Origin of the sequence: Candidatus Amoebophilus asiaticus 5a2 (genome assembly GCF_000020565.1) — a bacterium.
Lineage (GTDB): Bacteria > Bacteroidota > Bacteroidia > Cytophagales > Amoebophilaceae > Amoebophilus > Amoebophilus asiaticus.
On the sequence record NC_010830.1, the window covers coordinates 1,057,871 to 1,083,395 of the forward strand.

Here is a 25,525-nt window from a genome sequence, read left to right on the forward strand (position 1 = left end):
ATAAAAGGAATAAGTATGCATTTAACGTACACCAGGATAAGCAAATATCCCTATAACTTTAGAAGAATAACTGGCTTAAGTATAGAAACCTTTGAGCAATTATTAGTTTTAAAAGTAAGGCCTCTCTTTGAAGAGTTAGAATCGAGCAAGCTGCGCCATGGTAGGATGAGTCATTTACCTACCTTGGAAGATAAATTGCTCTGTGTACTCATGTATTATCGCACTTATATTAGCCATGTGTTTTTAGGCTATTTGTTTAATCTGCACAATTCTAATATATTCCGCTTGCTAAGAAAAATGGAGCCATTACTAGCTAAGAAGATTAGCATTAAAAAAGATCGCAGCTTAACCTCAGAAAAGGTATTGCGCATATTAGCAGATGTGAGTGAACAGCCTACGCAAAGACCTACTAAGAAGCAAAAGAAATCATATTCAGGCAAGAAAAAGAGACATACTATAAAAACAGAGATAGTGATGTGAGAAGATGGAAAGATACTCTCTGTATCCAAATCTCATAAAGGAAGAGTGCATGACTTTAAAATCCGTAAAGGAGAAAAACTCTTACCTAAAGAAAGCTTAAAGCTAGCAGATAGTGGTTATCAAGGCTGGCAAAAGCTACAGAGCAATGTCATGATTCCCTACAAAAAGAGCCGTAAGCGGCCATTAACCAAGGAGCAGAAAGAACATAACAGAAAGCTATCCTCCATACGCATGAAGGTAGAGCATAAGATAAGAGAGATCAAGGTGTTTAAGATTATGTCAGAAGTTTACCGTAACTTTGAGAAGAAATATAACCTGCGCTTTAATATTATAGCGGGTATGATAAACTTCAAGCATGCTTTTTAACAAATAGCATCGCTACTGGCAAGATTCTCTCTCTGTTTTATTCAAATTCTACTCTGTTTTATCTCTTTCGCAGCAGCTCTAGTGTTATTTGATCGCTAGATTGGTTATTTCGATTGGCTAGCTTCAGTTTTATATCTGTAGTACTTTGTTGTTTTTCCAATTTCTGTAGATGATTGGATAATATATCTTTTAAGGAAATAGGTTGGTTGGCTTGTTGTCCATTTAGACTAAATATGGTACCATTTTCAGTTTGGGCTACTATAGTAATTTCATCTAATTTAATTGTTTCTAATCCTATGTTCGTTATTGTGAAATTAAATTCTTGATCGTTTTCAATTATTTCTGATTGGTCTTCTAGGCGACTTAGCTTGTCAAATGTAAGGTCCATAGGCGCAGGACGCACTGCTTTCCAAACAATCTTTTGTGGTTGACATATAAGTTTGCCACTGCTTTCATCTAATAATTCAAGTACGACTGTAAGCGCTTTAACCTCTGTTCTCTGGATTACATTAAGAGTAATATATTTAAATATTGACTGGTTAGGAGGTGTTAAAGCTTCAAAAGTAAGATATTCATTAACAATTTTGCTAGTCTTACTTTTTCCATTTGGATAGGTGCACTTTAATTGACTAGATTCTGGAGTACCTCCTTTCCCATCAACAATATAGGCTTTGATTTTAAACTTAATGAGGTTTATATCATTGTCAATAGCTGCATATTCGTCAGCCTCAATTTTTACTTTAAAATCTTGATTGCCTTGTATGTTGGTTCGATTTGTTTCTATTCGTAATCCTTTCCAACTAATACCCTTATCATTACTGCCACTGCTACCACTACCATTACCCGAGGTATCAGTTTTGCGACGATCATCATTTCCGCAACCACAGCTACTTACACCCAGTCCTACAATAATAAGAAATGAAGCAATGAGTATACCAGTTAAATTTCTAGGATTATCCTTTTTAAGCATATGATAAAATGTGGAGATGTGGAGTCTCAATAAGCAGACGGTTGGTTGATATTTATAATATATTTTCTGATATATTGAATTACAAAATTAAGTATTTTTATCGAACCTAGTTAAAATGTTGAATTATTTATTGTGTCTTGAGATATAATCTTATTGATAAAAAATTAATTGATGGCTTAGATGAATCAAAAATTAATGAAAATTAGGATTCATTTGATTTTTAATATTATTTTTGAAAAGTCGTTAAAAGAAGCTTAAGAAAAAACTACTAAGCTTTGTAAGTAGTTTTCTAAAAAGCTTTGTAAGCGCGCATACAAATTAGAACTTTAAATCATTAGTAAAAGTGAAAAGAACATACCAACCCTCTCAGAGAAAAAGAAGCAACAAACATGGCTTTAGAAAGCGCATGGCTACTGCCGATGGAAGAGCTGTATTAGCACGCAGAAGAGCTAAAGGTAGGAAAAGGCTTACTGTATCTGACGAGCCACGTCATAAACGATAAATACTTGTTGTTTATCTACTGTATAAAAAAATTATAACAAATCTTAGGTTAATTTAATTTTTCTAAGATTTGTGCCTTTTATGCTAAGTAATAAGCTAGTTGCCAATAAAATATAACAAAGGAAGAAAGTCCTAGTAAAGGTGGGTAAGGTATGGCTTTTGGAAAAATACTACGTATAGGGTAGAAATTTCTTTTAAAATATGCAGGTTTCGGTTATGATAAGTTCATTATGCAATTGGTATGTAGGAACCTAGGCTGACCTTGCTCGTTGCCTTTTTTAATGGCGTGCAATATCAAACTTTTTCGAAGATTAGCATAAGTAACACTAGGTAAACCTAATATTATCTAAATTAATTAGGTTTCAGGTTAAGAGCAGCAAATCCTAGTATTTCTTTAATGCGTTTTTGTCTGGTTTCCTGTCGTTTAGCAAGAACAAGCCACTGCAACATATTCTTCCTAACGGATTTGCTCAAGTTCAAGAAAAAGTCCTTTGTACCTGGTTGTGTTTTGAATTTATCCTCTAAGAGGCTGTCTAAAAAGCCAAAATGGAGTCATAAAAGCCGCTTAAGCATGATTCTAATCATAACAATTTTAATATGTGTTTCAGAAGACTTGGGATTATGCTCGTAATCTTTAGAGAGCCTCCTAGAAAAACTCAGCCAAGCAAATGTACGCTCGACTATCCATCGCTTTTTTAGAATATGAAACCCATTTGAGAGCCGTTGTACAACTTCTAAAGTATAACCTAGCACCCCATAAGCCCACATTATACATCCTTTCTGGTATCCTCCATCTACCCATATGTGTTTAATAGAAGGGAATGTATTAAAAAGGCGAATAAGCAAAAGATGACATCCTCTTGAGTCTGATAAGTGAGCTGAATGTACTACCACACAAAGTATAAGCCCCAGCGTATCAACAATAATATGCTGCTTACGGCCTTTTACTTTTTTTGCTGCATCATAGCCTCTCGACCCCCTTTTTGTGCTGTTTTAACCGAGCGGCTATCCATAATGGCAGCGCTAGGTATGGCTTGTTTGCCCAACTTTTCTCGTACTTGATCTCGAAGTGTATCATGGACTAAGTCCCATTTACCATTTCTTCGCCAGCGATAATACAAGTCATAAACACTTTTTCAGGGTGGAAAATGGGCAGGTAGCATGCGCCATTGACAGCCTGTTTTTTCTAAATAGAAAATAGCATCTAATACTTCTCTTATAGTGTATTTACGGGGTCGGCAAGGACCTATGTAAGTAACTAATGGTTCTAACACTTCCCATTCCTTATCTGTTAAATCGCTAGTGTATGGCATAGCTGTTAGTTTAAAGTTCACTAACTAATTTTATAAAGTTTTGTCTGCTTTTCCTATCTAAATTACCCTTTTTAGACAGCCTCTAAGTCATTAGGGATAATAAGGGCTTCTACTTCATCTAAAATGGTCCAAGATCCATTTTGTTTTGCAATTTCTATACTTTCTAAACCTGCCTTAGTCATGGTTCCTCCATCAATAAGTTTCTGGACTTTTTCTTTATTCACTTTTGACCAAGTACTAATGGCTCTTCGTTTGCTGAAAAACTGCATATATTTTTCTTCATCAATAGGCTTTGCTTTGCTATCAATCCAACCAAAACAAAGTGCTTCGTCAACTGCTTCGCTCCAAGAGATTGTTGGCATGCTGGATTTTATTTTGTAGTGAATGAGCCAAATCGATTGTTTTTTAGCATGATTTTCTTGTAACCATTCTCTCCATTGCTGTCTATTTGATGGATAGAAAGATTCAATTTCTTTTACACTCATTTTAATATATGAAAAGCGTAGGTTAAATGAATTACCGCATAGCTACTATAACAACACTAACTATTAAAATACCAATTAAATGGAACATTCCACTTATTATGCCATATAGAATCGGCTTTGGTATGTTTGGATTTATTGCAATGTTGACCGTATTGGTAAACAAATATCCTATACCAATAACGAATGCAAATTCTATAGCTTTACCATAAGAATCAATTCCTAAAGCATCAATCAATATGGCACTTGTAATGGTGATTACAAGTGAGCATACTGCTGGTCCAATAAAGAAAATGGGAGAAGAATTTTGTAGTGTATCATTTTCTTTACCCAATGAATGGGCGTATTGCTTTTTGAATAAAAGAGTAAACCAAAGAGCTCCTAGAAGAAAATATGCAACAAATGCAATTAGAACGCTTATCCAATTAATAGCTGAAAATAAATTAATCATAGGTCTTATTTTTTAATACTTTCAGTAAAGGTAGTACAGGGCTGTGACAGCCTTATGTCAGGGGTATCAGTAAAATTAATGGTACTTGTCAAAATATTCTTGTAAGGTCATATTATGCGGGGTAAAGGTTTCTGTAAGTACTTCAAGCTTTATTATTCTGTCGAGGCGAAAAAATCTAAACTCATTTCGTAAACGACACCATGCTATCAATAACCAATTTGCTGTACTTAGTAATGCAAACGGTTCAAGGATTCTCTGAGTGGATTGCTTTGCCCCATTGGTATACTCTATTTTCGTTAAGAAGAAATTTGTCAGGGCAAATTGTAGGTCTGATAAGTTATTACTAGTTCTTTCATTATTGAAGCTTTGTGTGAATCTTGTGCGTTCGGTTAGTAAGTTTACTTTGCTTTTTACATCGTGTCTTAATACAGCCTTAATTTTGTCAATCACTTCTGAATACTCTTTAATCAATGAAGCATCTTTGTTTTTTAGAACTAATTGTTCTGCAAGGATCAGAGCGTTAGCTTGGCTTTCGGTAAACATTATTGGCGGAAGGCGGTAATGTTCCATAAGCGTATAGCCCTTACCTTCTTCTGTTATAATTGGAATGCCCGCTTGCTCTAGTGTCCTAATATCTCTATAAATGGTCCTGATACTTACTGAAAATTTGGAGGCAAGCTCAGATGCAGTCAAAAGGCGTTTGGTCTGTAATTGAGTAAGGATTGCAGTTAGCCGCGAAATTCGTTTTGTATCAGTATAGTCCATTAAAGAGTTTTTTTCTGAAAATATACTTATTACTTCTTGAATAAGGAATTTAAAAGGCAGGCTTGTTATTTAGCAAGTCTTGGTCAAGTACTTATATTTTAAATAAGAGTACGCGTTCACGGGTCTGCCAATGCTAGAAACACGTTATTTTAAGTATAAGAAAACACTTGGTTGTTAAGAATAAAATACGTAGCAACTATAAAATCAACCATCAACAATAGTTTTTATAGCTAGTTGCTAAATATAATATGTATTCTTGGCTCATTTTAAAGGTAGTAGACCCATGAATGGATACAAATAAGAAACCTTTGAAAATCAATTTTCTAGCAAGAGTTAATTAGTCAGTAGGCAGGTGTTGAATATTTGTTTGCGACATTATTTCTTATTCATATGTTTGTATATATGTTCTTGAATTTTCTTTAATAGGAATGATTGGCTTAATTAGTTGGCTCATCACAACTTTATAAAAGCAAGCTTACCTATATTCTGGCTATGGCTGCTCTTCTTCTTGCTTTTTATAATTGATGGTATAGCTGCTTTTTTGATTGCTTTTGCATGTTTATACACATTGCATATGCCAGCAGGAATAAATGAAGAAGATCCCAGATTGCCTAGCTTTTATTGTGTATTCTAACTTTCTAGTATTGTTTTTCAAGTGATTATGAGTGAGCATAATGCTATATACTACCAGGTATTAATCAATTTAAATTCCCCAGATTTTACAAGAGGTATTTTTTACCTAAATGTTTGTGAGATTTTTGTATTTAACCAAAAATTGCTGTAAATAATGGTTCTATGTTATTGAATAAAATACTCAACGAACCTTTTATTAATTACGAGCTATGATAGATATCATCATTTTTATTGTTTTCTTGCTCCTTAACCTTATTATAGGAATCCTTTACCGTGGTAAGCAACAATCTTTTAAAGAATATGCCATCGGAAATAAAAACTTTTCTACAGCTGCACTAATTGCTACCCTTGTGGCTACCCAGGCTTCTGGTAGCATGTTTCTTAATGGACTAGAACAAACTTACACCAATGGGTTATACTATGTCCTGGCAAGTGTAATAGGAAGTTTCTTGGGGTTATTAATTACAGGGTACATCATAGGGCCTCGTTTAGGGAACTTTTTAAACTGCGTTTCTATAGCCGATATCATGAGCAGCGTTTATGGTAAAGGTGTACAATTGATTACTGCTATCTGCACCGTATTAGCAACAATAGGCTACATAGCTATTCAATTTAAAGTAATATCAAGAATTTTGGAGGCCCTATTTAACTATCAAGGACCTGAAGTTACTGTTATTGCAGCTACCATTATTATTATTTATTCAGCGTTTGGAGGCATTAAATCCGTTACTTTTACAGATGTCATTCAATTCATTACTTTTGGCACTTTGCTTCCTGTTTTAGCCTTGGCCATTTGGCACCACATTCCCAATATTAGCCAGGTAATACATACCCTCTCAGAAAATCCTAATTTTAATTTTGAACACGTGATCAGTTGGAGTCCTCAGTTTATAGGGACCTTGGCTTTTATGTTTGTGCTTATAGTTCCTGGTTTACCTCCTGAGATATTTCAGCGTATGGCCATGGCACGAAATACTAGTCAGATAAAACGTGCTATCGCCTATGCGGCGGTACTTTGGGTTTTAATACAACTATTTATAGTCTGGATCGCTGTTTTACTTTTGTCTGATAATCCACATTTAACTACCAATCAAGTAGTAGGGTATATGATTAAGACATACACCTATACAGGCCTTAAAGGATTTTTAGGGGTAGGTGTTATTGCTTTGGCTATGTCCACAGCAGACAGTGCGCTAAACTCTTGTGCGGTACTAGTTGCTAATGATATTCTCCCTCCTTTAAAAATTACTAAACAAGCCTCTGTACAAGCAGCTGCTATTGCGACTTTTGCCATAGGATTTTTGGCTGTCCTATTAACGCTCTCTATTCAAAATATTTTACAAATTATATTGCTCTTTTCTAATTTCTCTTTGCCTATCCTCACTATCCCCATGTTGCTTACTATCTTCGGATTTCGTACTAGTAGGCGAGTTATTTACATAGGTATGGGGGCTGGTTTTGTTATGACTGCTCTTCTATTACTCTATTTCAAAAATGTTAATAGTTTCTTTCCCGGTATGATGGCTAACCTCATTTTCCTAGTAGGTAGCCACTATTTGCTCAAAGAAGAAGGGGGTTGGATAAAACAAGAAACAGAAGCAGGGATAGAAGCCATTACCTGGAAAGATCGATGGACTCAATTAAAGTCCTTTAACTTACCAGCTTACCTTGAAAAAAATCTGCCTGAACAAGAGTATTATTATCCTTTGCTAGCCTTTTATTCACTTATTGCTACGTATGTCTCGCTATACCATTTACCACATGTTATCGAGCAAGAGTATCTAATGCTTTATAGAACCATCCAATATTCCGTACTTGTGATTACTACAAGTTTATTGGGCTTTCAAATTTGGCCAGCTCCACTAAAAAACAAGCGATTATTAGCATGGGTGTGGCCTTTACTTATCTTCTATACGCTCTTTTTTGTAGGAGGCATGATTGTGATTATGAGTGGATTTCAATCAAGTCAAATTTTAATATTTATGCTAAGCCTTGTGATGATTGCCTTATTTACTTATTTGCCATTAGCGCTCACATTAGCTATAGCTGGAATAATAGTTGCTGCAGGGGTATTTAAGTGGGTTACAGGCCAAGACATCTCACCTAATCAAGCAATACCTATTTCTTTTCATTTTAGTCATGGGTTGCTCTTATTTAGTAGTTTACTCATAGCCTTATTTAGATTTAAACAAAGTAAAGAAACTCTGCAAAAGAAGAATGCTTACCTAATGACTCTTAATAACCAGTCTAAAGAAGAAATGCAGGAGGTACTTAGATATAGGGAGGAAATACTAAAAGACCTTACTAAAGAAGATACGCTTCTTTTTGATGAGACGATGGCTGCTTATATGAGGCAGGCTATTTATCGCATGACAGATTACATGCGACTCGATGTAAAAAGGATAAGTATGGAGGAGTTAATTTCTGAAGTTAGAGAAACTATCAAGTTAAGTGACTTTCCACAAATGCCAGACCTTTTAATCCAGAATAAATCCAAGCAACCTACTATAGAAGTAGATAGGGAAAGAATAAAGCAAATGCTTGCAAACAGTATTACATACCTTTATCAAAGTAGCAATGCCACAAGGCCCATTACAATTGCCTTAGAAGATGCCAAATTAGGCTACAGTGTTGCCCATATGCAAAACTATGCGCGGGAATCAAATGCCATTAGGATTGTTTTAACAATAGAAAAGTCTTTACCAAAAATACAACCTATTTACAATCTCAATCACAATTCTATAGTGGACCAAGTGGCCCGTGATAGAAACCGCCGTATGCTCTTGCAAAATGCTCGTATTGTAGATGCTCATTATGGTTATGCAGAACTAGACAGCCATATTATTACCCATTTATATGTTATTCCTGTAAACCTCCGAGAGGTACGAGGTAAGGTCATGGAAATTATTAGAGAGCCTGCTGTTGTGGATCCAGCAGAGTTAAATCACCCCCTGTCAATTAAGGTTGAAGAAGAGCTCAAAAATAAATTAACTGCTAAAGGAATAGATTTTAAACCTATAAGTAAAGCACTCAATGTAATAAAAAGATACCATGCAGGAGTAAAAAGAAAGTCAGGAGAGCCTTTCTTTACGCATCCTATTGCTGCTGCTTTAATCCTTTTAGAATACTGCCAGGACCCAGATGCAGTTATAGCAGCACTTTTGCATGATACAGTGGAAGACACCGGGCTTTCTCTTATTCAGATAAAGATTATGTTTGGAGAGACAGTCGCTTTTTTAGTGCAAAAGGTGACTAATTTAGAAGAAAATAGAAAACGCCTGATGCTTGAAGATCATGAAAACATTGCACGTCTTATCAATTATGAAGACAAGCGAGCAGCCTATGTAAAACTAGCTGATCGCATGCATAACATGCGCACCATCAGTGGCCATTCTTCCCTTGCCAAACAGAAGCATATTGCTTCTGAAACCTTAAATTTCTTTGTACCTCTGGCAAAAAATCTAGAATTGACAACTGTATCACAGGAATTGGAAATATTAAGTCTAGAAGTACTAAAGAAAAAATAAATAGGCATGTTTATGAAGGAAACTTTCAATCAGTTAGTGGCTGGATGTGACGAAGTCGGCAGAGGATGCTTAGCAGGGCCGGTTGTAGCAGCGGCAGTAATATTACCTCTTCAATATTATTACTTTTTATTAAAGGATTCCAAAAAGCTTACCCCTAAGCAAAGAATAGAAATAGCAGCTATTATCAAAAAAGAAGCCATTGACTGGGCTATTGGCTGTGCAACACCAGAAGAAATTGACCAAGTCAATATTTCTAATGCTACTCATTTAGCCATGCATCGGGCTATTAATAAGCTGATCGTAAAGCCAGAACTGCTGCTCATAGATGGCAATAAATTTCTACCCTATCCTAATATCGAGCATGAGTGTATTGTCAAAGGTGATAAAAAAGTTAATTCCATAGCTGCTGCGTCTATTATAGACAAAGTATACCGGGACGAGTATATGCAGGAGCTAGCGGAAAGAGAACCTGGCTACAATTGGGAAATCAATATGGGTTATCCTACCAAAGAGCACTACCAAGCTATCTATGAGCTTGGAATGAGCTTTCACCACCGTAAAAGCTTTAGTTTGGTCGCCAAACATTTACAGCCTAGCTTGTAGTACGTTTAAAATTTTTCCGTCTACCTTTCTTTAAACTCTGTTTATTCTTTAACATGAACTCACGCTTATATCCGTTAGTTAACATTAAAACCATAAGTTTCTGTACGAATTCCCCCACTAGTCCAAATTACTTAAATTTTTGAGGTATATCCAGTAAGGGTGAAAAGTCTACTTTCCAAATATCCAATTCAAATAAATTACCCTTATCATCTATATACAAGGATGCGATAACATCTATTCCATCTTTATCTTTAAATTGGCATTCACTAATCTGCTTGCCGAACATACGATCATTCTTTGTAATATCATATGGGAATAATAACAAGCTACCCATTTTGCCATCATTCATTGGCCGAACTAGTAAGTTATCTTTCCAATTTGCAGGAAGGCGACTTTTAGACTTTTTTACCAAAAAGTCTAAAAGTCTTTCTTCAGATAATAAAAGTTTTCTATTTAACTGAATGTATTCTACCTATATTTATAATTCCATCCGCTAGCTTAAACGCTGTATATTGAATTTTAACTTCTCCAATTTGTACTACTTGATTAAAAGGCTTTCCTTCTATTATTTGATTATTTGAGCACTTACACTTTTAAAATGTTTTTCTATAACCGACTGTACCATTTTACGATCTACGCCCAGAGCATCAATATGCCGAAATGAATATTTTATTTAGCTTAAAATGCTGTTCGGTTTTCAATGCTTAATGCCTTCAAAATAGATGCAAGCCTCTTTAAATCATAAGTAATTGCATCATCTGACTTAATAAGTCGTTGTATCTCTTCCAAATCATCTGACAACTGATCTAAAGTAATGTTTTTAGGATCCTGGTATGGATTGTATAATTCTTCTTCGGAAATATCCCAATAGAAATCATTATTCAATTCAATTTCATTTCCTTTACTTTCTTTAAGTTTTGAAAGTAGAAGTGAAGTAACCTTTTCTATATCATCAATTTTTACTTTCATAGTTATTTCCCATTAATGATTTTTTGAATGTTGTCTCGGAATGCATTAATCGCTTGCTGAAGATGATTAATCCTTGATTGAATGATTTTCTGCCTTACCACCTCATTTGGAGCATTTTTAAGAAATCCTTTATTATCAAACTTCATAGGGTCTTTTATATACTCCGCAAGCTTAGCTTCGTGTTTAGCTATCTGTCTTTCAAGTGAAGAAATAGACTTTAACTGTGGATTTGTAAGATTAACTTCCCCATTAGTGACAGCTGCTACAACTCAACATCTATGTTATCTATAAACTCCTTTTTACCATTAATGTTTTTCACAAAAAAGAACCCCAAACTGTCAAATTTTAAACTCGTATATCCAACAACCTTATCCGTTTTATTGAGTTCCGCTACTTTAACACTATCAAGCGGAGAAAAACTACTTTGAAATGATACGAATGCAAACTTCTTTTCAGAATTATCTTTACTCCTTACCTCAATAAAATCTATTGAAGCATAGTCATCATAGTTAAAATTGTATTTAGCAATTGTATATTTGAAAGCAACTTCTCCAGTTAGTGAAGAACAGACAATATTCTTATATAAGGCTTCCGCTATATTATCCCAATCATCATAAGCTTCTCCTTCTTTCCATTTGATTTTTGCTTTTTCAAGCCATGGGATTACTGCAAGTAATACTTCTCTGAATATGTCTAATAGTTCGCTTACAGATATCTTCCAATTATTGCTCATGATTAATTTCCCCATACTTGTTTTAAAAGATTCAAATGTTCTTGTGTCGGAGTAACTTTTGGCCCAAAACCTTGTCCAGGTATTACTGATTTTGCTCTGTCTTTGGTAATGTCCCAAATAACTTTCTCAGCATTATCCGTAATAAAAATCCTTCCTTGGCTACCTTTTACCACACTATTTGCAGGGCCAGTTAAAGTTTTTACCAACTGCCCACTACGCCCCCCACTAAGCACAATGTCAGTACGAATTGATAGGTTACTTCCCCCCTTAACAACCCCTCTGGCCAACTTCGCCCCCTCTACCACGCCTTCTCCCACTTTAGTCCCTTGCTGCACTCTCTTAATAAATTGGACTCCCTTGATAACACCTTTCCTGGCCCCTTTAATTATCTGTCCCCCAAAGATAATTTGTACTGCCTCTGCTGGAATATACCCCAACTACTTATCTTGCCCTAAATGGTAATTCTCTGCATCAAATGCACGACGGTAAAGTGCCTCCCTCCTTTTTATTTCATGAGCAGCCTGCATACGAGCTTTATAAGCCTCTGGGTCTTCCCAGGCTTGTTTTGTTTCATCAAACAATTTTTTACAAAATTCTCCTAAGTTAGCCCAGCCCTGTTTCATACCTAGCTTATCTTCCCACTTTACCAATGATTCAATTCCTTTCATCCCTAAATTATCTAATAAGACAGGTACATCTACTAAAAATAGTTTTCCTGTATCATAAAAACTTTCAACAAATCCTTTTATACCTTCTGCTGTCCTTCTTAACCCGCTTGGTCTGTGCGAACAGCATAATAGATCTCGTAAAGAGTTAAGAATAGTTGCTTCAATTTCTTCTGATTCTTGACGAAATTCTCTTGACTGATTTATCTCTAATGGTAGTATAATATGCGGTAATATTGTAGCCCTAATATGTCTCTCGTCAGCTTTTAACTCTGCTTGCTGGCATAGAGCCATAACTTCTATTCCTAACGCTATAACTTGGCTGTAAAGCGGGTGGCTTTGGAATTTCTCTAGCTGTTTTACCCTTAACGCTTGTAAAGACTTATTATTGGGTTCTTTTTTGAGCTTCTCATCGATCATCAATAATACTACTCTACAATTAGTAAATTCAGCATCCTCTACACAAGATTTCACTTGATCTTTAACCAAGCTTTTAAGTTGCTCTTTAGCTTGTCCTATTTTTATCAGCTCTTTTTCATGGGCTTTTTTGGGAGATGCTTCTTTTCTTCTGGCTTTTTGGTTAGCTCTTCTTTGTTCTTTTCTGGCTTGCCTTTTTGCTGCTGATTCTTTCTCTTTCTCATTTATACCTGCTTGGCTACTAGCCCTTTCTTGTTCTTCCTTTTGGCTTACTGTTTTCTCGTACTTAGCTTCTCTTTCTAAATGCTCCTCTACACCTTGCCTTTCTTCTTCTTCATCCTCCTCGCTACTGTTAGCATTCTCTTCTGCTGCTGGGAAATTAACAGTTATATCTAAAGTATCTATCAGTTTTTGCAAATTGAAGTTATTGCTGGAGTCTTCTGGAAAAATTTCCTCTAGTTGCGCTATGGTTATACCTGACTTATTGGTTATAGTTATTTCAGGCTTTTCGACTGACTTTCCTATGCTCTTAGCTAATTCTTCTTGCTCTTGCTCTATCCTTTTTGAAACATGCTTGGCTGCATAGCTAAAAGCTGACTTGTACTTATCCCATAAAACTTTCCTGTGAGTATAATCTCTAATCACCCCTTCAAGCTGACTTTTGGCTTCTTTCAAGTTCTCTATACTAGAACTCTTATCTTGCTTGGTCGAAAACTCCTCCAAGTGTTTTATAGCTGCTTCTACATGGGGCTTTATCTCGCGTGCCGTTGCTATGATAATAACTGGGTCTGCTTCTTCCTCTTGTAGCCTGTTAATAGTTTCTATTCTTGTATCCAACACTTGCTTGATTTCACCTACGACTGCATTATACCTCTCCTTATCCAGGGCAGCTTCAACCTGTACAGATAGCTTTTCCAGCTCATTGAGTGAGTGCTTGCTCGAGGGAAGATCTGCTAATGCATTTATATTTTTCATACGACTTTAATTTTTCTATATAGAATCTAGCCTGTTTTTGTAGATATAGAGCGTCTGCTAAACCTTGTATTTTGGAATGTCCCAATTGGACTTGTATTTCCTTTAACAAATCACTCCACTGGTTATGAATTTCTGCTTCACTTTTATCAGTAGTACTAGTGGAAGTAGTACTAGATGTAGCCGGGTTAGTAGGCTCTGTAGCTGATACAGCAGGTGTATTTGTGCTAGTGCTTGAAGAGTAGTGGTCATAGCTAAAACTGTCCGCTCTATCATTGTAGGGTATTTTTGTCTTACGTGTACCACTCTCAACTTTAACTGCTGGACCTTTAGTGGGTGTGCTGAGTAGTGGTTCAGTAGTACTTGTAGCAGTAGAAATGTCCCCAGACGAAGATAGGGTTGTACTATGAAGGTTATTTGTTGCTTGGGTAGTACCAGGTGTCAAGCTTGTATCCTTTTCTTTTCCTTTATCTTTTACCTTAATCTCTTTTGGTGTAGTTGTAGCACTAGCTAGTATTGATTCTTTTCTTGTTTCCTCATAATGGCTAGTTGGACGCTCGCGCTCTAAGCTTTGTGTTAGCTCTGACTCTAATTCTTTTAAAGTAGACAATTCTTGACCTTTTTTGGTTAGCTGGTCTAACAACAGCTTATTCCCTATTTCAGAATTACCTGGTGTAATGTAAGCGGTCTGTGTTTGGCTATACGACCGTTCCTGTTGTTGCTTGATTTCACGTAGCTGTTTAAGTAGTTGCTCCCCTTTTGCTTGTTGTTGCTGGCTGGCTGATACACTCGTAGCTTTAGGACCATCATTTTTAGCCTCTTGTATGTGCTTTCTCACCTCCGTAGCTGCATTCTCTAGGGTAAGATGGGGGGCTTTAGATTCTTTGCTTGAAGAGGATGACTCCTTAGAAGCAGCAGGCTTACTTTCACTATTACTGCTACTAGCAGCTTGGTTAGATGCCCTGCTGCTAGAATATGAACTAGTATGGCTGGAGAAGCTAGAATGGGAAGTGCTATGGGTATCATGCTTTATACCTGCAGAAGATAACATAGCTGAGACATTAGCTGAACTCTTATCACAAAAATCCTTAAAACTATCACTAGTATGGGAAGTGCTATGGGTATCATGCTTTATACCTGCAGAAGATAACGAAGCTGAAACATTAGCTGAACTCTTATTACAAAAATCCTTAAAGCTATCTCGATGATGGGAACTGGAAGATGAAGTTTTTGGCATACTGAAACTACTATGTGAGCTTCCAATATTATGACTTGCTCTACCACTGCTACTACTTGAACTGTGGCTAGAGCCAGATGTACTCCTCTCACTAGATTCACTTCTGCTAGATGTCCTATCGCTATCATTTCCACCGCCTCCTTTGGAACCACTATTCCCACCACCGAGCAGCCCCCCGTCACCTATATATACATACCCTTTGCCAGTTGAACTTTTTTCAGGAAATACTACTCCTATATGTGCCTCTTGCCATTCAGGGCTATGTTTACTTAACTGGTTGGTTGTAAAACCAGGTGCTAGATATAAATCCAAATACTGCGTTCTACTAAAACCTATAGGAGCATTCTCTTTAACAATTGCCATCCACTTGCCTTCTACAACGGTTAGATATACTTGATGGCCTCCTTTTGCTATTAAACCTTGGTCTATTGTAAGAAGCTCAGCAACAGTAACATTTAATGCTATATCGCTAAGCTCACTAACTTGTTTCTGGCTGGCTCGAGCTTGCTCTCTATAAGAATCTAAATCCTTACTCTTATTTAAGGTAGTAAAATGCTTGTCCCCTATAGCTTTATCGTGAGTAAGCTTTCTACTGTAACCTGTGGGTCTATCTATATAAACCGGCGTTGTAAAAGTTTTTGCTTGACTCGATACCGACTTCTGCTCTTTATTCTTCTTTAAAGTTTTAGAGCGTCCTACAAAGAGAGCTTTACCTTCTGTGGCAGAAGCACTATTACTTTCAACTAAGGGCAACTGATTGGTTAAAGATTGATCTGGAGCGTCATCTTTTTTACACTCATCAAACCCTAATTCACTGGTTAGAGGCACTAATGCATTGTCTTGGCTCCATTTCTTATCTACTTGTTGATGATGTGTATGGACTATCTGTGGCTCGATAGGTATATTAAAATTGCCATTACAACTAGTGGTTGTTAGTAATTGACTACTCAGTAAAATAAAAGCTATGATTCTTTTAGAAGTGCTATACATGGCTGATTTTGATAGGTAAAGTTTGAAAAAAGAATGATTAGTTTTGAGTAATATTTAGATAAATATATCCAGGCAAATATGCAACAAATAATTATAAAAAGTATAAAACTAAGTTTTGAAATAGTATGTGCTGTAATTGTAGTAGTAATAAGAGGCTAGTTGTCAATTATTCTCTTGAGAGCAAAACAGCACGCTAGAGCGTTTGATAATAGGGTTATTTTCATACGTATGTTGTTTGATTTAATTCTATTTACACTTTTATTCAAACAGCCCCCAATAGGTATTAATTTCTATTTTGAGAAAAAAGAAGAAGAAAAACCAGAAAAACTGGTAAAAAGAAAAAGAAAAAAGAGACTGGTTTAAAAGCTTTCAAAAGGAGTCTTGTCAAGGATTAAAGGTATTGAAAAATACTACCTACACATAGTAAAGGTGGAGATTTTTTAAGAAGCTAGGCATAGTGAAATCATTGACAAGACTTTAGTGGAAAATTGTGCTTTGAAAGCTTAACTTGAGGCGCTTTTTTATTTTAAAGCGAGCCGTCTGCGAGCGCGATCGATCCCGTCCAGGAAAGAGCCGTGCCGTGGCAAGAAAGGTAAAGCCTGGTGAACAGGAATGCAACAAACGGCGGCCTGGGCGTCGAAGGCTTTTTTGCCTAGGTGTATAAAATATTAGGATGCGGGTAGGTTTGCCGAGCTTTACGAGGGAAAAGTGATTGAGTGGGCAAAAAAGCCTGTGGCGAGTGAGCCAGCAGGCGAGTCGAACACCGAGGGCGTGAGTTCTCCCAGACTAAACAAAAGATGAGCATAGCGAATACCTTAAAGGGGTCTGGGGGAACGAAGAGCCCGCAGATGAACGAGGAGTAAAGCGTGTGTAACAAAACAAGAGAGCTTGCCGGAGGAGCACCAACAGGAGCGCGAACGAAGGCAAGCAAATGGTATATGCAAGGGCTTTAGAGGCCCCGGCCGTCCCTTGCATATATGGTTTGTGGAACAAAGTGTGCGACGAGTGAATACCTTATTTCCTGCTTTTTTATACGCTATCTTAGTAGCAATCCACGAGTTATTTGGATTTATATTATCTATTAATTAATATACTTTCCTTGTTTTAATCTATAAAGTATAAAAAAATACACGATGTTGCAGCAATATATAACTTATGTTTTACTCATAAGCTTATGCTTACAAAGTTGTACTGGCCTAGATAACTTGCCTTTACGTGGTGAAGAGCGTACAATAGGCCCTAGCCACCAACTAAGAAACCTACTACCTATTCCATCTATAGAAGATCAACAACTCACAGCCCACGGAGGCCATAGTGTTACATTTTATGAGCAAGCGGGCGCCCTGAAAGCTGATGTAGTGATGAATACACCTCCAGGATTTAGCAAAAACTATAAAAGTTTAGAGGTACGCGTAGAACCAGGAATGGAGTTACCTCGCTTGTTTAACTCAGATAGAAGAACACAGGAGAATTGTATTTATCTGCAATTAGCCAAAAGGGCAGAACCTGCAAAAGTAAAAATTTACAATGGGTCAGGACTTGCGGGAGGCATGCTAGAAGGAGAGGAGGAGCAAACCCAAGAAGAATATGAGGCAAATAACGAATCAATTCCCGACGAGTGTTTTTGTCCTATCACCCAAGAGATTATGAAAGATCCAGTCATCGTCCAGGATGGTCATACCTATGAAAGAACAGCCATTGAGCAGTGGTTTAGTACAGGGAAATGCACTAGTCCCAAAACTGGACTTAACCTGCTTAGCACAAAATTAACGCCTAACTATACCATGCGTAGCTTAATTCAGGAATTAAAGGAAAGTATTCCCAATTTAGCCAGGCATAAGGTAAATTTGGAAGAGGCTCGGCAAAAAATTTATCAACTAGAACAACAATTAGCAGAAGGAAAACAAAAAAATTTTTCAGCTACTTTGAGTGATGTAGATATTGCTGAATTAGCTTCTCAAGCAAAAGAAGGAAACTTAGAGGCATTAATAAAAATTTTAGACTTAAGTAAAAATCATCACACCCATGCACAATACCAACTAGGAATTATGTATAAAACTGGACGGGGTGTAGAAAAAGATTATAAAAAAGCAGTAGAATGGCTTCAAAAAGCTGCTGAGAAAGGAGATGCTAGAGCTCAGCGTGATTTGATTGCCATACATACAGATAGAGGTAGTACAAACAAAGTTGATAAGCAAGTAGTAAAGCCAGTTCAAAAGAACGAAGGGAAAATATCTAAATTATACCTAGCTGTTCAGAAAGGTCATACAGAAGCAGTTAAGAGGTTATTAACACAAGAAACTAATATAAATGTAAATGAAAGGGACAAAAATGGCATGTCTACTGTACATCTAACTTCTGGAATGGGCAACATAGAAATATTAAAGCTTTTATTAGAATATAAAGCTGATGTAAATACTAAAAATATAAATGGTTGTTCTCCCTTATATTTAGCTATTCAGGAAGAATATATAGCAATAATTAACCTATTATTAAAACATAAAGCTAATGTTAACCTTGCAGATAAAAGTAATAGATCTCCTTTATATGTGGCTATTAGAAAAGGAAGTTTAGAAATGGTCAACATATTGTTAGATTATAAAGCCAATATAAATTGTAAAGATATACATGGTTTTTCACCATTACACTTAGCTGCTGGCATGAATCATTTAGAAATAGTTGGATTATTAATAGATAGAGGAGCTAATATAGAGGCTAAAAATAAAGATGGTCGAAGTGCTCTATACGTAGCTGTTGACGAGGGTAATTTAGAAATGGTACGTCTTTTATTAGAAAAAGGTGCTGATATTAATACTCAAGATGAAAAGTATATCCCTTTACTGCACTGGGCCGTTATAAAGGGAAATTTACAGTTGGTAAAAATTTTACTAGATTATAAAGCAGGTATAAATTTAAAAGATAAAAATGGTTTATCTCCGTTGCACATAGCTGTTAGGAATGGACATTTAGGAATAGCAAGCATACTATTAGCAAAAGGGCATGTGGTAGATGCTAAGGATAAACTTAGGAACAGCCCATTGCATGTAGCAGCTTTAATGGGTGATTTAAATACAACTAGATTACTATTAAAAAGGGGAGCAGATGTAAACTCTAGAGATCACAGAAACTTTTCTCCACTGCATTGGGCGGCCTCAAAAGGACATTTAAATATAGTAAAATTATTGATAGAAGAGGGGGCAAATGTATATGCTAAGGGTGAAAAAGATTACACTCCGCTGTATGTTGCTCATTCAAATAATCAAATGGAAGTGAGTAAATATTTAATAGAAATAGAAAAAAATTAATATTTAGAGCAATAATAATTTATCATGGTGGGTTATTAGTTAGGACCAGCAGGGGCATTTGAACAGAAACTTACGGTTTATAAGGAGATTAATGATTAGTTATCTTATTACTAAAATCTGCCTATCTACGCTTTAAATTTCATGTAAAGTCTCCCTTACATCTGTTCCTTACAGCAAGTAATAGATGCAACAGGGAAATAGATAATAATAAAAAAAGCTAAAATAAATATCAAGCGTACCACTTGTCTTTCCTATGCTGACATAACCTGCAGATCAAGAATAAGTGTCTACGAATTTATAATATAATAGACACCCCAAAATACCCACTTTTCATTGTCTAAAAAATCGTCTTATCCTATATTAGTAGACACTTATTCTAATAATCGATTTAGTAGACACTTTTATGAGAACCTTTGGTTATGCACGCGTTTCAACCAGCCAACAATCACTCCATATTGAATTTCAAACCCCTTATTGAAAAGGTCATTATGAAAGGTTTTTAAAGGTCCTTAAAGAGGGCATGCGCACCAGAAATTTAAAGATTGCCGAAAATATGCTGAAAAAAGATTTTTATATAAGTTTTGTTGAAGAGATGACAGGAATTAGAGCTGAGCATATAGAATCTCTTCAATAAAAATTGTAATAGCTAACTAGTAACTTTTCTATACGGCTTCTTATCTATAAGGTATTATCTGTCCCAGTTGTAGAATCAGATCTATTTTGAGTATTCAAAGTATAGTGTTTTCCTCAGCAATGGCATTTAAATTTGTAATCAAAGCAACCATGCATTATTATAGACTCATCATTAACCTACAAACTTATGAAAAGAAATTCTTCTCCATTTCAAGTTTATATAGCTTGCATCTTACTTATCAGCTTTTTCTTACAAAACTGCTGCGGAGAGTTTAATAATAATCCACTTATTTCGACTCAAGAAAAGCAAACAGCATCTATCCAAACGCATTCGCAATTAATTCTTACTCCAAGAGCAGACATCGGGTCTTTGGCAGGCCAAGGACTAAAAGCCCAGGGGGGCCATGCGGTTACTTTTTATCAAGAAGCCGGTGAGTTACGAGCTAATGTCGAGATGAATGTGCCTGAACGGTTTAGTAAAACCTACGAAGGGTTATTAGTAACCCTTGAGCAAGGAGCAGAAGTAACGAGATTACCACAGCTAAGTGAACAGGCGCAGGAGCGTCGCATCCAGCTTCAATTAGCCAAGGGCAACCAGCCAGCTAAAGTAGTGATCTATAAAGGAGCAGGGCTCGTGGGAGGAATGCAGGAAGGAGAGGAGAAAGCAGATGAATCTATACCTAACGAATGCCTTTGCCCCATTACTCATGAGCTGATGGAAGAGCCTGTTATTGCACGGGACGGGCATACGTATGAGCGGGCGGCCATTGAGCGATGGTTTTCAATGGGCAAACGCACGAGCCCTGTCACAGGAGCTAAAATTGGTAGCACTAAGCTGATACCTAATTATGCCATCCGCAGCCTGATTAAAAGCTTAAAGACACACAATTCTAGTTTAGCTAAGCCTATTCTGGGTATGCAAACTGCGAGACAGCAATCTCTATCAGTACCATCTGGAGCTTGCTTTTTTGTGAGTGATAGCGTTATTGATGTACTTTTCTCTCAATCCATAAGAGGAGATGTGGTAGCATTAAGTAAGCTTTTAAATTTGAGTGAAAATTACCATGTCCATGCGCAGTATAAAGTAGGGGTTATGTGTGCAGAGGGGCGAGGTATAGCAAAAAATGCGGCCAAAGCAGTAGAATGGTATGAGAAAGCAGCTAAGCAAGGACATGCGGTTGCACAGTCTAATCTAGGATGGATGTATGCAGATGGGCGTGGTGTAGCTCAAAATTATGCTAAGGCAATAAAATGGTTTCAAAAAGCTGCCAACCAAGGACATGCAAGTGCGCAATATAAATTAGGATGGATGTATGCAGAAGGGCTAGGCGTAGTAAAAGATGCAAGGAAAGCAATAGAATGGTATGAGAGAGCAGCTAAGCAAGGAGATGCAAGTGCACAATCTAATCTAGGCGTAAGTTATGCTAATGGATGGGGCGTAGCAAAAGATGCAAGGAAAGCAATAAAGTGGTTTCAAAAAGCGGCGGATCAAGGACATGCAACCTCACAATATAATCTAGCATGGATGTATGCAGATGGGCAAGGAGTAGTAAAAGATACAAGGAAAGCAGTAGAATGGTTTCAAAAAGCGGCTAATCAAGGATATGTAAAAGCACAATATAATCTAGGATGGATGTATGCAGAAGGACGAGGAGTAGACAAAGATGCAAGGAAAGCAATAGAGTGGTATAAAAAAGCTGCCAAGCAAGGACACGCGGATGCACAATTAAAACTAGGAGCGAGATATTTCAAGGGTGAAGGTATAGCTAAAGATTATGCTAAAGCAAAAGAATGGTATGAAAAAACAGCCGATCAAGGACATGCCCATGCTCAATATAATTTAGGATATATGTATGAAAAGGGATTAGGAGTAGCTAAGGATTATGTTAAAGCAATAGCATGGTATAAGCAAGCAGCCAATCAAGGACATGCAAAGAGTCAATATGCCTTAGGAGTGATATATATAGAAGGTCAAGGAGTAGCCAAAGATGTAAGAAAAGCAATAGAATGGTATGAAAAAGCAGCCAATCAAGGGCATGCAGATGTACAATTAAAATTAGCAGCGAGATATTTCAAGGGTGAAGGTATAGCTAAAGATTATGCTAAAGCAATAGAATGGTTTCAAAAAACAGCCAATCAAGGACATGCCAATGCGCAATATAATTTAGGATATGTGCATGAAAAGGGATTAGGAGTAGCGAAGGATTATGTTAAAGCAATAGAATGGTATGAGAAAGCAGCCAATCAAGAACATGCAAAGAGTCAATATGCCTTAGGAGTGATATATGAGAGTGGAGAAGGAGTAGAAAAAGATGAAAAAAAAGCAATAGAGTGGTATGAGAAAGCTGCCAATCAAGGACATGCAAGGGCACAATTTAGCCTAGGGGTTATGTATGGAGAAGGAGAGGGAGTAGAAAAAGATGAGAGGAAAGCAGTAGAATGGTATGAAAAAGCAGCCAATCAAGGACATGCAAGAGCACAATTTAAACTAGGATGGATGTATGGAGAAGGACGAGGAGTAAGTCAAGATTATGCTAAAGCAATAGAGTGGTCTGAAAAAGCAGCCAATCAAGGACATGCAAGAGCACAATATAATTTAGGATGGATATATGAAAATTGGAAGGGAGTAGCCAAAGATTATGCTAAAGCAGTAGAATGGTTTCAAAAAGCTGCTAATCAAGGATATGCAAGAGCACAATATAATTTAGCTCGGATGTATGACCATGGACAAGGTGTGGTCCAAAACTACCAAGAGGCAGTAAAATGGTATGAAAAAAGTGTTGGACAAGGAAATAACTATGCCAAGGCCTACCTAGGTCGTTTGTATTATCATGGTTTTGGAGCTGAGAAAAATCTTTTACAAGCAAGTAAATTAATCGAGGAGGCTATTATCCATATGAAAAGCAAGGCTGAGGAGGGTTGTATAGAAGCCCAATATATAGTAGGATGGATGTATCAATATGGCCTAGGGGTAATGCAAGACCACGTGGAGGCAGCAGTGTGGTATAAGAAATCAGCTAACACTTATCCAGCAGCACAAAAAGCATTAGATGAGTTGAACCATGCTGGCTAAGGGGAACAACAGAGAAGAATATAAAGCAAAGCACTAATTAAGGTGTTTAATAAAGATTATGCTAAAGTAATAGATATGAAAATCAATTATACACTCGCACAGCAACTGATAGCACGTTTTTTACTTATCAGCCTTTTTTTACAAAGCTGCGGAGGAGGATTTAGTAGCAATCCAATTATTTCAGCCGGGGAAGAGCAAACAGTATCTATACAAACTAATACACAAACAATTCTTTCTCAAGCAGATATCCAGCCTTTGGTCGATCAAATGTTGATAGCCCAGGGAGGACATGCGGTTACTTTTTATGAAGAAGCCGGTGAGTTACGAGCTAATGTCAAGATGAATGCACCTCGAGGATTTAGTAAAACATATGAAGGATTATCAGTAACGCTTGAGCAAGGAGCAGAAGTAACGAGATTACCACAGCTAAGTGAACAGGCGCAGCAACGCCGCATCCAGCTTCAATTAGCCAAAGACAACCAGGCACCTACAGTAGTGATCTATAAAGGAGCAGGGCTCGCGGGAGGAATGCAGGAAGGAGAGGAGAAAGCCGATCAGTCTATACCTAACGAATGCCTTTGTCCCATTACTCATGAGCTGATGGAAGAGCCTGTTATTGCACGGGACGGGCATACGTATGAGCGAACGGCCATTGAGCGATGGTTTTCAATGGGCAAACGCACTAGCCCTGTCACAGGAGCTAAAGTTAGTAGCACTAAGTTAATACCTAATTATGCTATACGCAGCCTAATTAAGAGTTTAAAGACACGCAATTCTAGTATAGCTAAGCCTACACTCGGTATGCAAAGTGCAAGACAGCAATCATTACCATCTGAAGCTTGCTTTTTTGTAAGTGATAGCGTTATTGATAAACTATTTTCTCAAGCTAAAAGAGGGGATTTTGCAGCATTAAGTAAGCTTTTAAATTTAAGTGAAAATCATCATGCCCATGCTCAATATAAAGTGGGAGTTATGTATGAAAAAGGTCAAGGAGTAGCTAAAGATGCAAGGAATGCAGTAGAATGGTATCAAAAAGCTGCTAATCAAGGACATGCAAGAGCACAATTTGAGCTAGGCATGATGTATGATTATGGAAAAGGAGTAGAAAAAGATACAAGTAAAGCAATAGAATGGTATGAGAAAGCTGCTAATCAAGGACATGCAGATGCACAATTAAAAGTAGGAGCGAAATATTTCAACGGTGAAGGCGTAGCACAAGATTACATCAAAGCAGTAGAATGGTTCCAAAAAGCGGCTAATCAAGGGAATTTAGATGCACAATATAATCTAGGAGTTATGTATGGAAATGGAAAAGGAGTAGAAAAAGATGCAAGAAAAGAATTAGAATGGTATGAGAGAGCTGCTAGAAAGGGAGATGCAAGTGCACAATATAATCTAGGGCAGATATATGCAAATGGGCAAGGAGTAGCCAAGGATTATGTTAAAGCAATAGAATGGTATGAGAAAGCAGCCAACCAAGGAGATGCAAGTGCACAATTTAATTTAGGGGTTATGTATGGAAAAGGACGAGGAGTAGAAAAAGATGAGAAGAAAGCAGTAGAGTGGTATAAAAAAGCAGCCGATCAAGGATATGCTCCTGCGCAGTATAGCTTAGGATGTATGTATGCCAATGTTCAAAGAGTAGTTAAAAATGATAAAAAAGCAATAGAATGGTATAAAAAAGCAGCTAATCAAAGACATGCAGAGGCACAATCTAATTTAGGCATAATGTATGCGAATGGACGTGGAATAGCAAAAGATGAAAAGAAAGCAGTAAAATGGTATAAAAAAGCAGCTGATCAAGGAAATGCAAAAGCACAATTTTACCTAGGAGTAAGATATGAAAATGGACGGGGAGTCGCTAAAGATGAAAAGAAAGCAGTAGAATGGTATGAAAAAGCAGCTGAGCAAGGGCATACAGGGGCACAAAATAACCTAGGGGATATGTATGAAAATGGAAAGGGTGTAGCTAAAGATTATGTAAAAGCTGTAGAATGGTTTGAAAAAGTAGCGAATCAAGGGCATGCACTTGCACAATATAATTTAGCTCGGATGTATGACTATGGACAAGGTGTGGTCCAAAACTACCAAGAGGCAGTAAAATGGTATGAAAAAAGTGCTGGGCAAGGAAACAACTATGCTAAGGCCTATCTAGGTCGCATGTATTATCACGGTTTTGGAGTTGAGAAAAATCTTTTACAAGCAAGTAAATTAATCCAGGAGGCTATTAGCCATATGAAAAGCAAGGCCGAGGAAGGGTGTATAGAAGCTCAATATATAGTAGGATGGATGTATCAATATGGCCAAGGGGTCATGCAAGACCACGTGGAGGCAGCAGTGTGGTATAAGAAATCAGCTAACGCTTATCCAGCAGCACAAAAAGCATTAGATGAGTCGAACCATGCTGGCTAAAGGGGAACAACAGAGAAGTATATAAAGC

The 25,525-nt window shown here is 36.9% G+C and carries 17 protein-coding genes and 3 pseudogenes; 8 read left to right on the plus strand and 12 right to left on the minus strand.

What is annotated here, in order from left to right; genetic code table 11:
• Window positions 1–15: 15 nt before the first annotated feature.
• Window positions 16–846: pseudogene (locus AASI_RS08140) on the plus strand (transposase family protein).
• A 58-nt stretch (window positions 847–904) separates the two neighbouring features.
• On the opposite strand, the gene AASI_RS04280 reads toward AASI_RS08140, so the two are convergent.
• Window positions 905–1,846, minus strand: a complete 942-nt coding sequence (locus AASI_RS04280) for a hypothetical protein (protein WP_148204953.1) — start codon at window positions 1,844–1,846, stop codon at window positions 905–907.
• 313 nt (window positions 1,847–2,159) lie between these two features.
• Here AASI_RS04280 and rpmH point away from each other — a divergent pair, with 313 nt between their 5' ends.
• A complete protein-coding gene (rpmH, locus tag AASI_RS04285) occupies window positions 2,160–2,318 on the plus strand; it encodes a 50S ribosomal protein L34 (RefSeq protein WP_012472974.1) in 159 nt (52 codons plus the stop codon).
• 350 nt (window positions 2,319–2,668) lie between these two features.
• Here rpmH and AASI_RS08145 read toward each other — a convergent pair.
• The 5 genes and pseudogenes from AASI_RS08145 to AASI_RS04310 all read right to left on the minus strand — a co-directional run.
• Window positions 2,669–2,830, minus strand: a pseudogene (locus AASI_RS08145) (YdeI/OmpD-associated family protein); the annotation flags it as partial.
• Between the two features lie 39 nt (window positions 2,831–2,869).
• Window positions 2,870–3,630 (minus strand): annotated as a pseudogene (locus tag AASI_RS08150) (IS5-like element ISCaa9 family transposase).
• Window positions 3,631–3,701: 71 nt separating this feature from the next.
• Window positions 3,702–4,115 carry a YdeI/OmpD-associated family protein gene (locus AASI_RS04300; protein WP_012472975.1) on the minus strand — a complete coding sequence of 138 codons (414 nt, stop codon included), beginning with the start codon at window positions 4,113–4,115 and terminating at the stop codon, window positions 3,702–3,704.
• Between the two features lie 31 nt (window positions 4,116–4,146).
• Window positions 4,147–4,563: a DUF1761 domain-containing protein gene (locus AASI_RS04305; protein ID WP_012472976.1), complete on the minus strand. Its 417-nt coding sequence runs from the start codon at window positions 4,561–4,563 to the stop codon at window positions 4,147–4,149.
• A 75-nt stretch (window positions 4,564–4,638) separates the two neighbouring features.
• Complete coding sequence (locus AASI_RS04310; RefSeq protein WP_012472977.1) at window positions 4,639–5,328, minus strand: helix-turn-helix transcriptional regulator; 690 nt, start codon at window positions 5,326–5,328, stop codon at window positions 4,639–4,641.
• An 842-nt stretch (window positions 5,329–6,170) separates the two neighbouring features.
• Here AASI_RS04310 and AASI_RS04320 point away from each other — a divergent pair.
• Window positions 6,171–9,488 carry a sodium:solute symporter family protein gene (locus tag AASI_RS04320; RefSeq protein WP_012472979.1) on the plus strand — a complete coding sequence of 1,106 codons (3,318 nt, stop codon included), beginning with the start codon at window positions 6,171–6,173 and terminating at the stop codon, window positions 9,486–9,488.
• A gap of 12 nt (window positions 9,489–9,500) precedes the next feature.
• Complete coding sequence (locus tag AASI_RS04325) at window positions 9,501–10,091, plus strand: ribonuclease HII (RefSeq protein ID WP_012472980.1); 591 nt, start codon at window positions 9,501–9,503, stop codon at window positions 10,089–10,091.
• Between the two features lie 127 nt (window positions 10,092–10,218).
• On the opposite strand, the gene AASI_RS04330 is transcribed toward AASI_RS04325, so the two are convergent.
• The 6 genes from AASI_RS04330 to AASI_RS04355 all read right to left on the minus strand — a co-directional run bounded on the left by AASI_RS04330 (window position 10,219) and on the right by AASI_RS04355 (window position 16,074).
• Window positions 10,219–10,554, minus strand: a complete 336-nt coding sequence (locus AASI_RS04330; protein ID WP_044282809.1) for a DUF6984 family protein — start codon at window positions 10,552–10,554, stop codon at window positions 10,219–10,221.
• Window positions 10,555–10,769: 215 nt separating this feature from the next.
• The gene (locus tag AASI_RS04335) at window positions 10,770–11,060 is read right to left on the minus strand and encodes a hypothetical protein (protein WP_012472982.1); all 291 of its coding nucleotides are present in this window, start codon (window positions 11,058–11,060) and stop codon (window positions 10,770–10,772) included.
• 262 nt (window positions 11,061–11,322) lie between these two features.
• The gene (locus AASI_RS04340; protein WP_012472983.1) at window positions 11,323–11,808 is read right to left on the minus strand and encodes a hypothetical protein; all 486 of its coding nucleotides are present in this window, start codon (window positions 11,806–11,808) and stop codon (window positions 11,323–11,325) included.
• Window positions 11,796–12,230 (minus strand): hypothetical protein, encoded by a 435-nt coding sequence (locus AASI_RS04345; RefSeq protein ID WP_012472984.1) that lies wholly within the window; start codon window positions 12,228–12,230, stop codon window positions 11,796–11,798. The genes AASI_RS04340 and AASI_RS04345 overlap by 13 nt, the downstream gene beginning before the upstream one ends.
• The gene (locus AASI_RS04350; protein WP_012472985.1) at window positions 12,231–13,850 is read right to left on the minus strand and encodes a hypothetical protein; all 1,620 of its coding nucleotides are present in this window, start codon (window positions 13,848–13,850) and stop codon (window positions 12,231–12,233) included.
• Window positions 13,795–16,074: a hypothetical protein gene (locus tag AASI_RS04355; RefSeq protein WP_012472986.1), complete on the minus strand. Its 2,280-nt coding sequence runs from the start codon at window positions 16,072–16,074 to the stop codon at window positions 13,795–13,797. Before AASI_RS04355 ends, AASI_RS04350 begins: the two co-directional genes overlap by 56 nt.
• A gap of 159 nt (window positions 16,075–16,233) precedes the next feature.
• Here AASI_RS04355 and AASI_RS04360 point away from each other — a divergent pair, with 159 nt between their 5' ends.
• The 4 genes from AASI_RS04360 (at window position 16,234) to AASI_RS04380 (ending at window position 25,497) form a co-directional block, all read left to right on the plus strand.
• A complete protein-coding gene (locus tag AASI_RS04360) occupies window positions 16,234–16,437 on the plus strand; it encodes a hypothetical protein (RefSeq protein WP_012472987.1) in 204 nt (67 codons plus the stop codon).
• Between the two features lie 770 nt (window positions 16,438–17,207).
• On the plus strand, window positions 17,208–19,379 hold the full coding sequence (locus tag AASI_RS04370) for an ankyrin repeat domain-containing protein (RefSeq protein ID WP_012472989.1): 2,172 nt from the start codon (window positions 17,208–17,210) through the stop codon (window positions 19,377–19,379).
• A gap of 820 nt (window positions 19,380–20,199) precedes the next feature.
• Complete coding sequence (locus tag AASI_RS04375; protein ID WP_012472990.1) at window positions 20,200–23,085, plus strand: U-box domain-containing protein; 2,886 nt, start codon at window positions 20,200–20,202, stop codon at window positions 23,083–23,085.
• Window positions 23,086–23,160: 75 nt separating this feature from the next.
• Window positions 23,161–25,497 carry a U-box domain-containing protein gene (locus AASI_RS04380; RefSeq protein WP_148204954.1) on the plus strand — a complete coding sequence of 779 codons (2,337 nt, stop codon included), beginning with the start codon at window positions 23,161–23,163 and terminating at the stop codon, window positions 25,495–25,497.
• Window positions 25,498–25,525 lie beyond the last annotated feature (28 nt).

Excerpts from the sequence above, each read along its gene's own strand:
- AASI_RS04300 (WP_012472975.1), bottom strand. The coding sequence starts at position 4,115 with ATGAGTGTAAAAGAAATTGAATCTTTCTATCCATCAAATAGACAGCAA.
- AASI_RS04305 (WP_012472976.1), bottom strand. The coding sequence starts at position 4,563 with ATGATTAATTTATTTTCAGCTATTAATTGGATAAGCGTTCTAATTGCA.
- AASI_RS04310 (WP_012472977.1), bottom strand. The coding sequence starts at position 5,328 with ATGGACTATACTGATACAAAACGAATTTCGCGGCTAACTGCAATCCTT.
- AASI_RS04320 (WP_012472979.1), top strand. The coding sequence starts at position 6,171 with ATGATAGATATCATCATTTTTATTGTTTTCTTGCTCCTTAACCTTATT.
- AASI_RS04325 (WP_012472980.1), top strand. The coding sequence starts at position 9,501 with ATGAAGGAAACTTTCAATCAGTTAGTGGCTGGATGTGACGAAGTCGGC.
- AASI_RS04335 (WP_012472982.1), bottom strand. The coding sequence starts at position 11,060 with ATGAAAGTAAAAATTGATGATATAGAAAAGGTTACTTCACTTCTACTT.
- AASI_RS04340 (WP_012472983.1), bottom strand. The coding sequence starts at position 11,808 with ATGGGGAAATTAATCATGAGCAATAATTGGAAGATATCTGTAAGCGAA.
- AASI_RS04350 (WP_012472985.1), bottom strand. The coding sequence starts at position 13,850 with ATGAAAAATATAAATGCATTAGCAGATCTTCCCTCGAGCAAGCACTCA.
- AASI_RS04355 (WP_012472986.1), bottom strand. The coding sequence starts at position 16,074 with ATGTATAGCACTTCTAAAAGAATCATAGCTTTTATTTTACTGAGTAGT.
- AASI_RS04370 (WP_012472989.1), top strand. The coding sequence starts at position 17,208 with ATGTTGCAGCAATATATAACTTATGTTTTACTCATAAGCTTATGCTTA.
- AASI_RS04375 (WP_012472990.1), top strand. The coding sequence starts at position 20,200 with ATGAAAAGAAATTCTTCTCCATTTCAAGTTTATATAGCTTGCATCTTA.
- AASI_RS04380 (WP_148204954.1), top strand. The coding sequence starts at position 23,161 with ATGAAAATCAATTATACACTCGCACAGCAACTGATAGCACGTTTTTTA.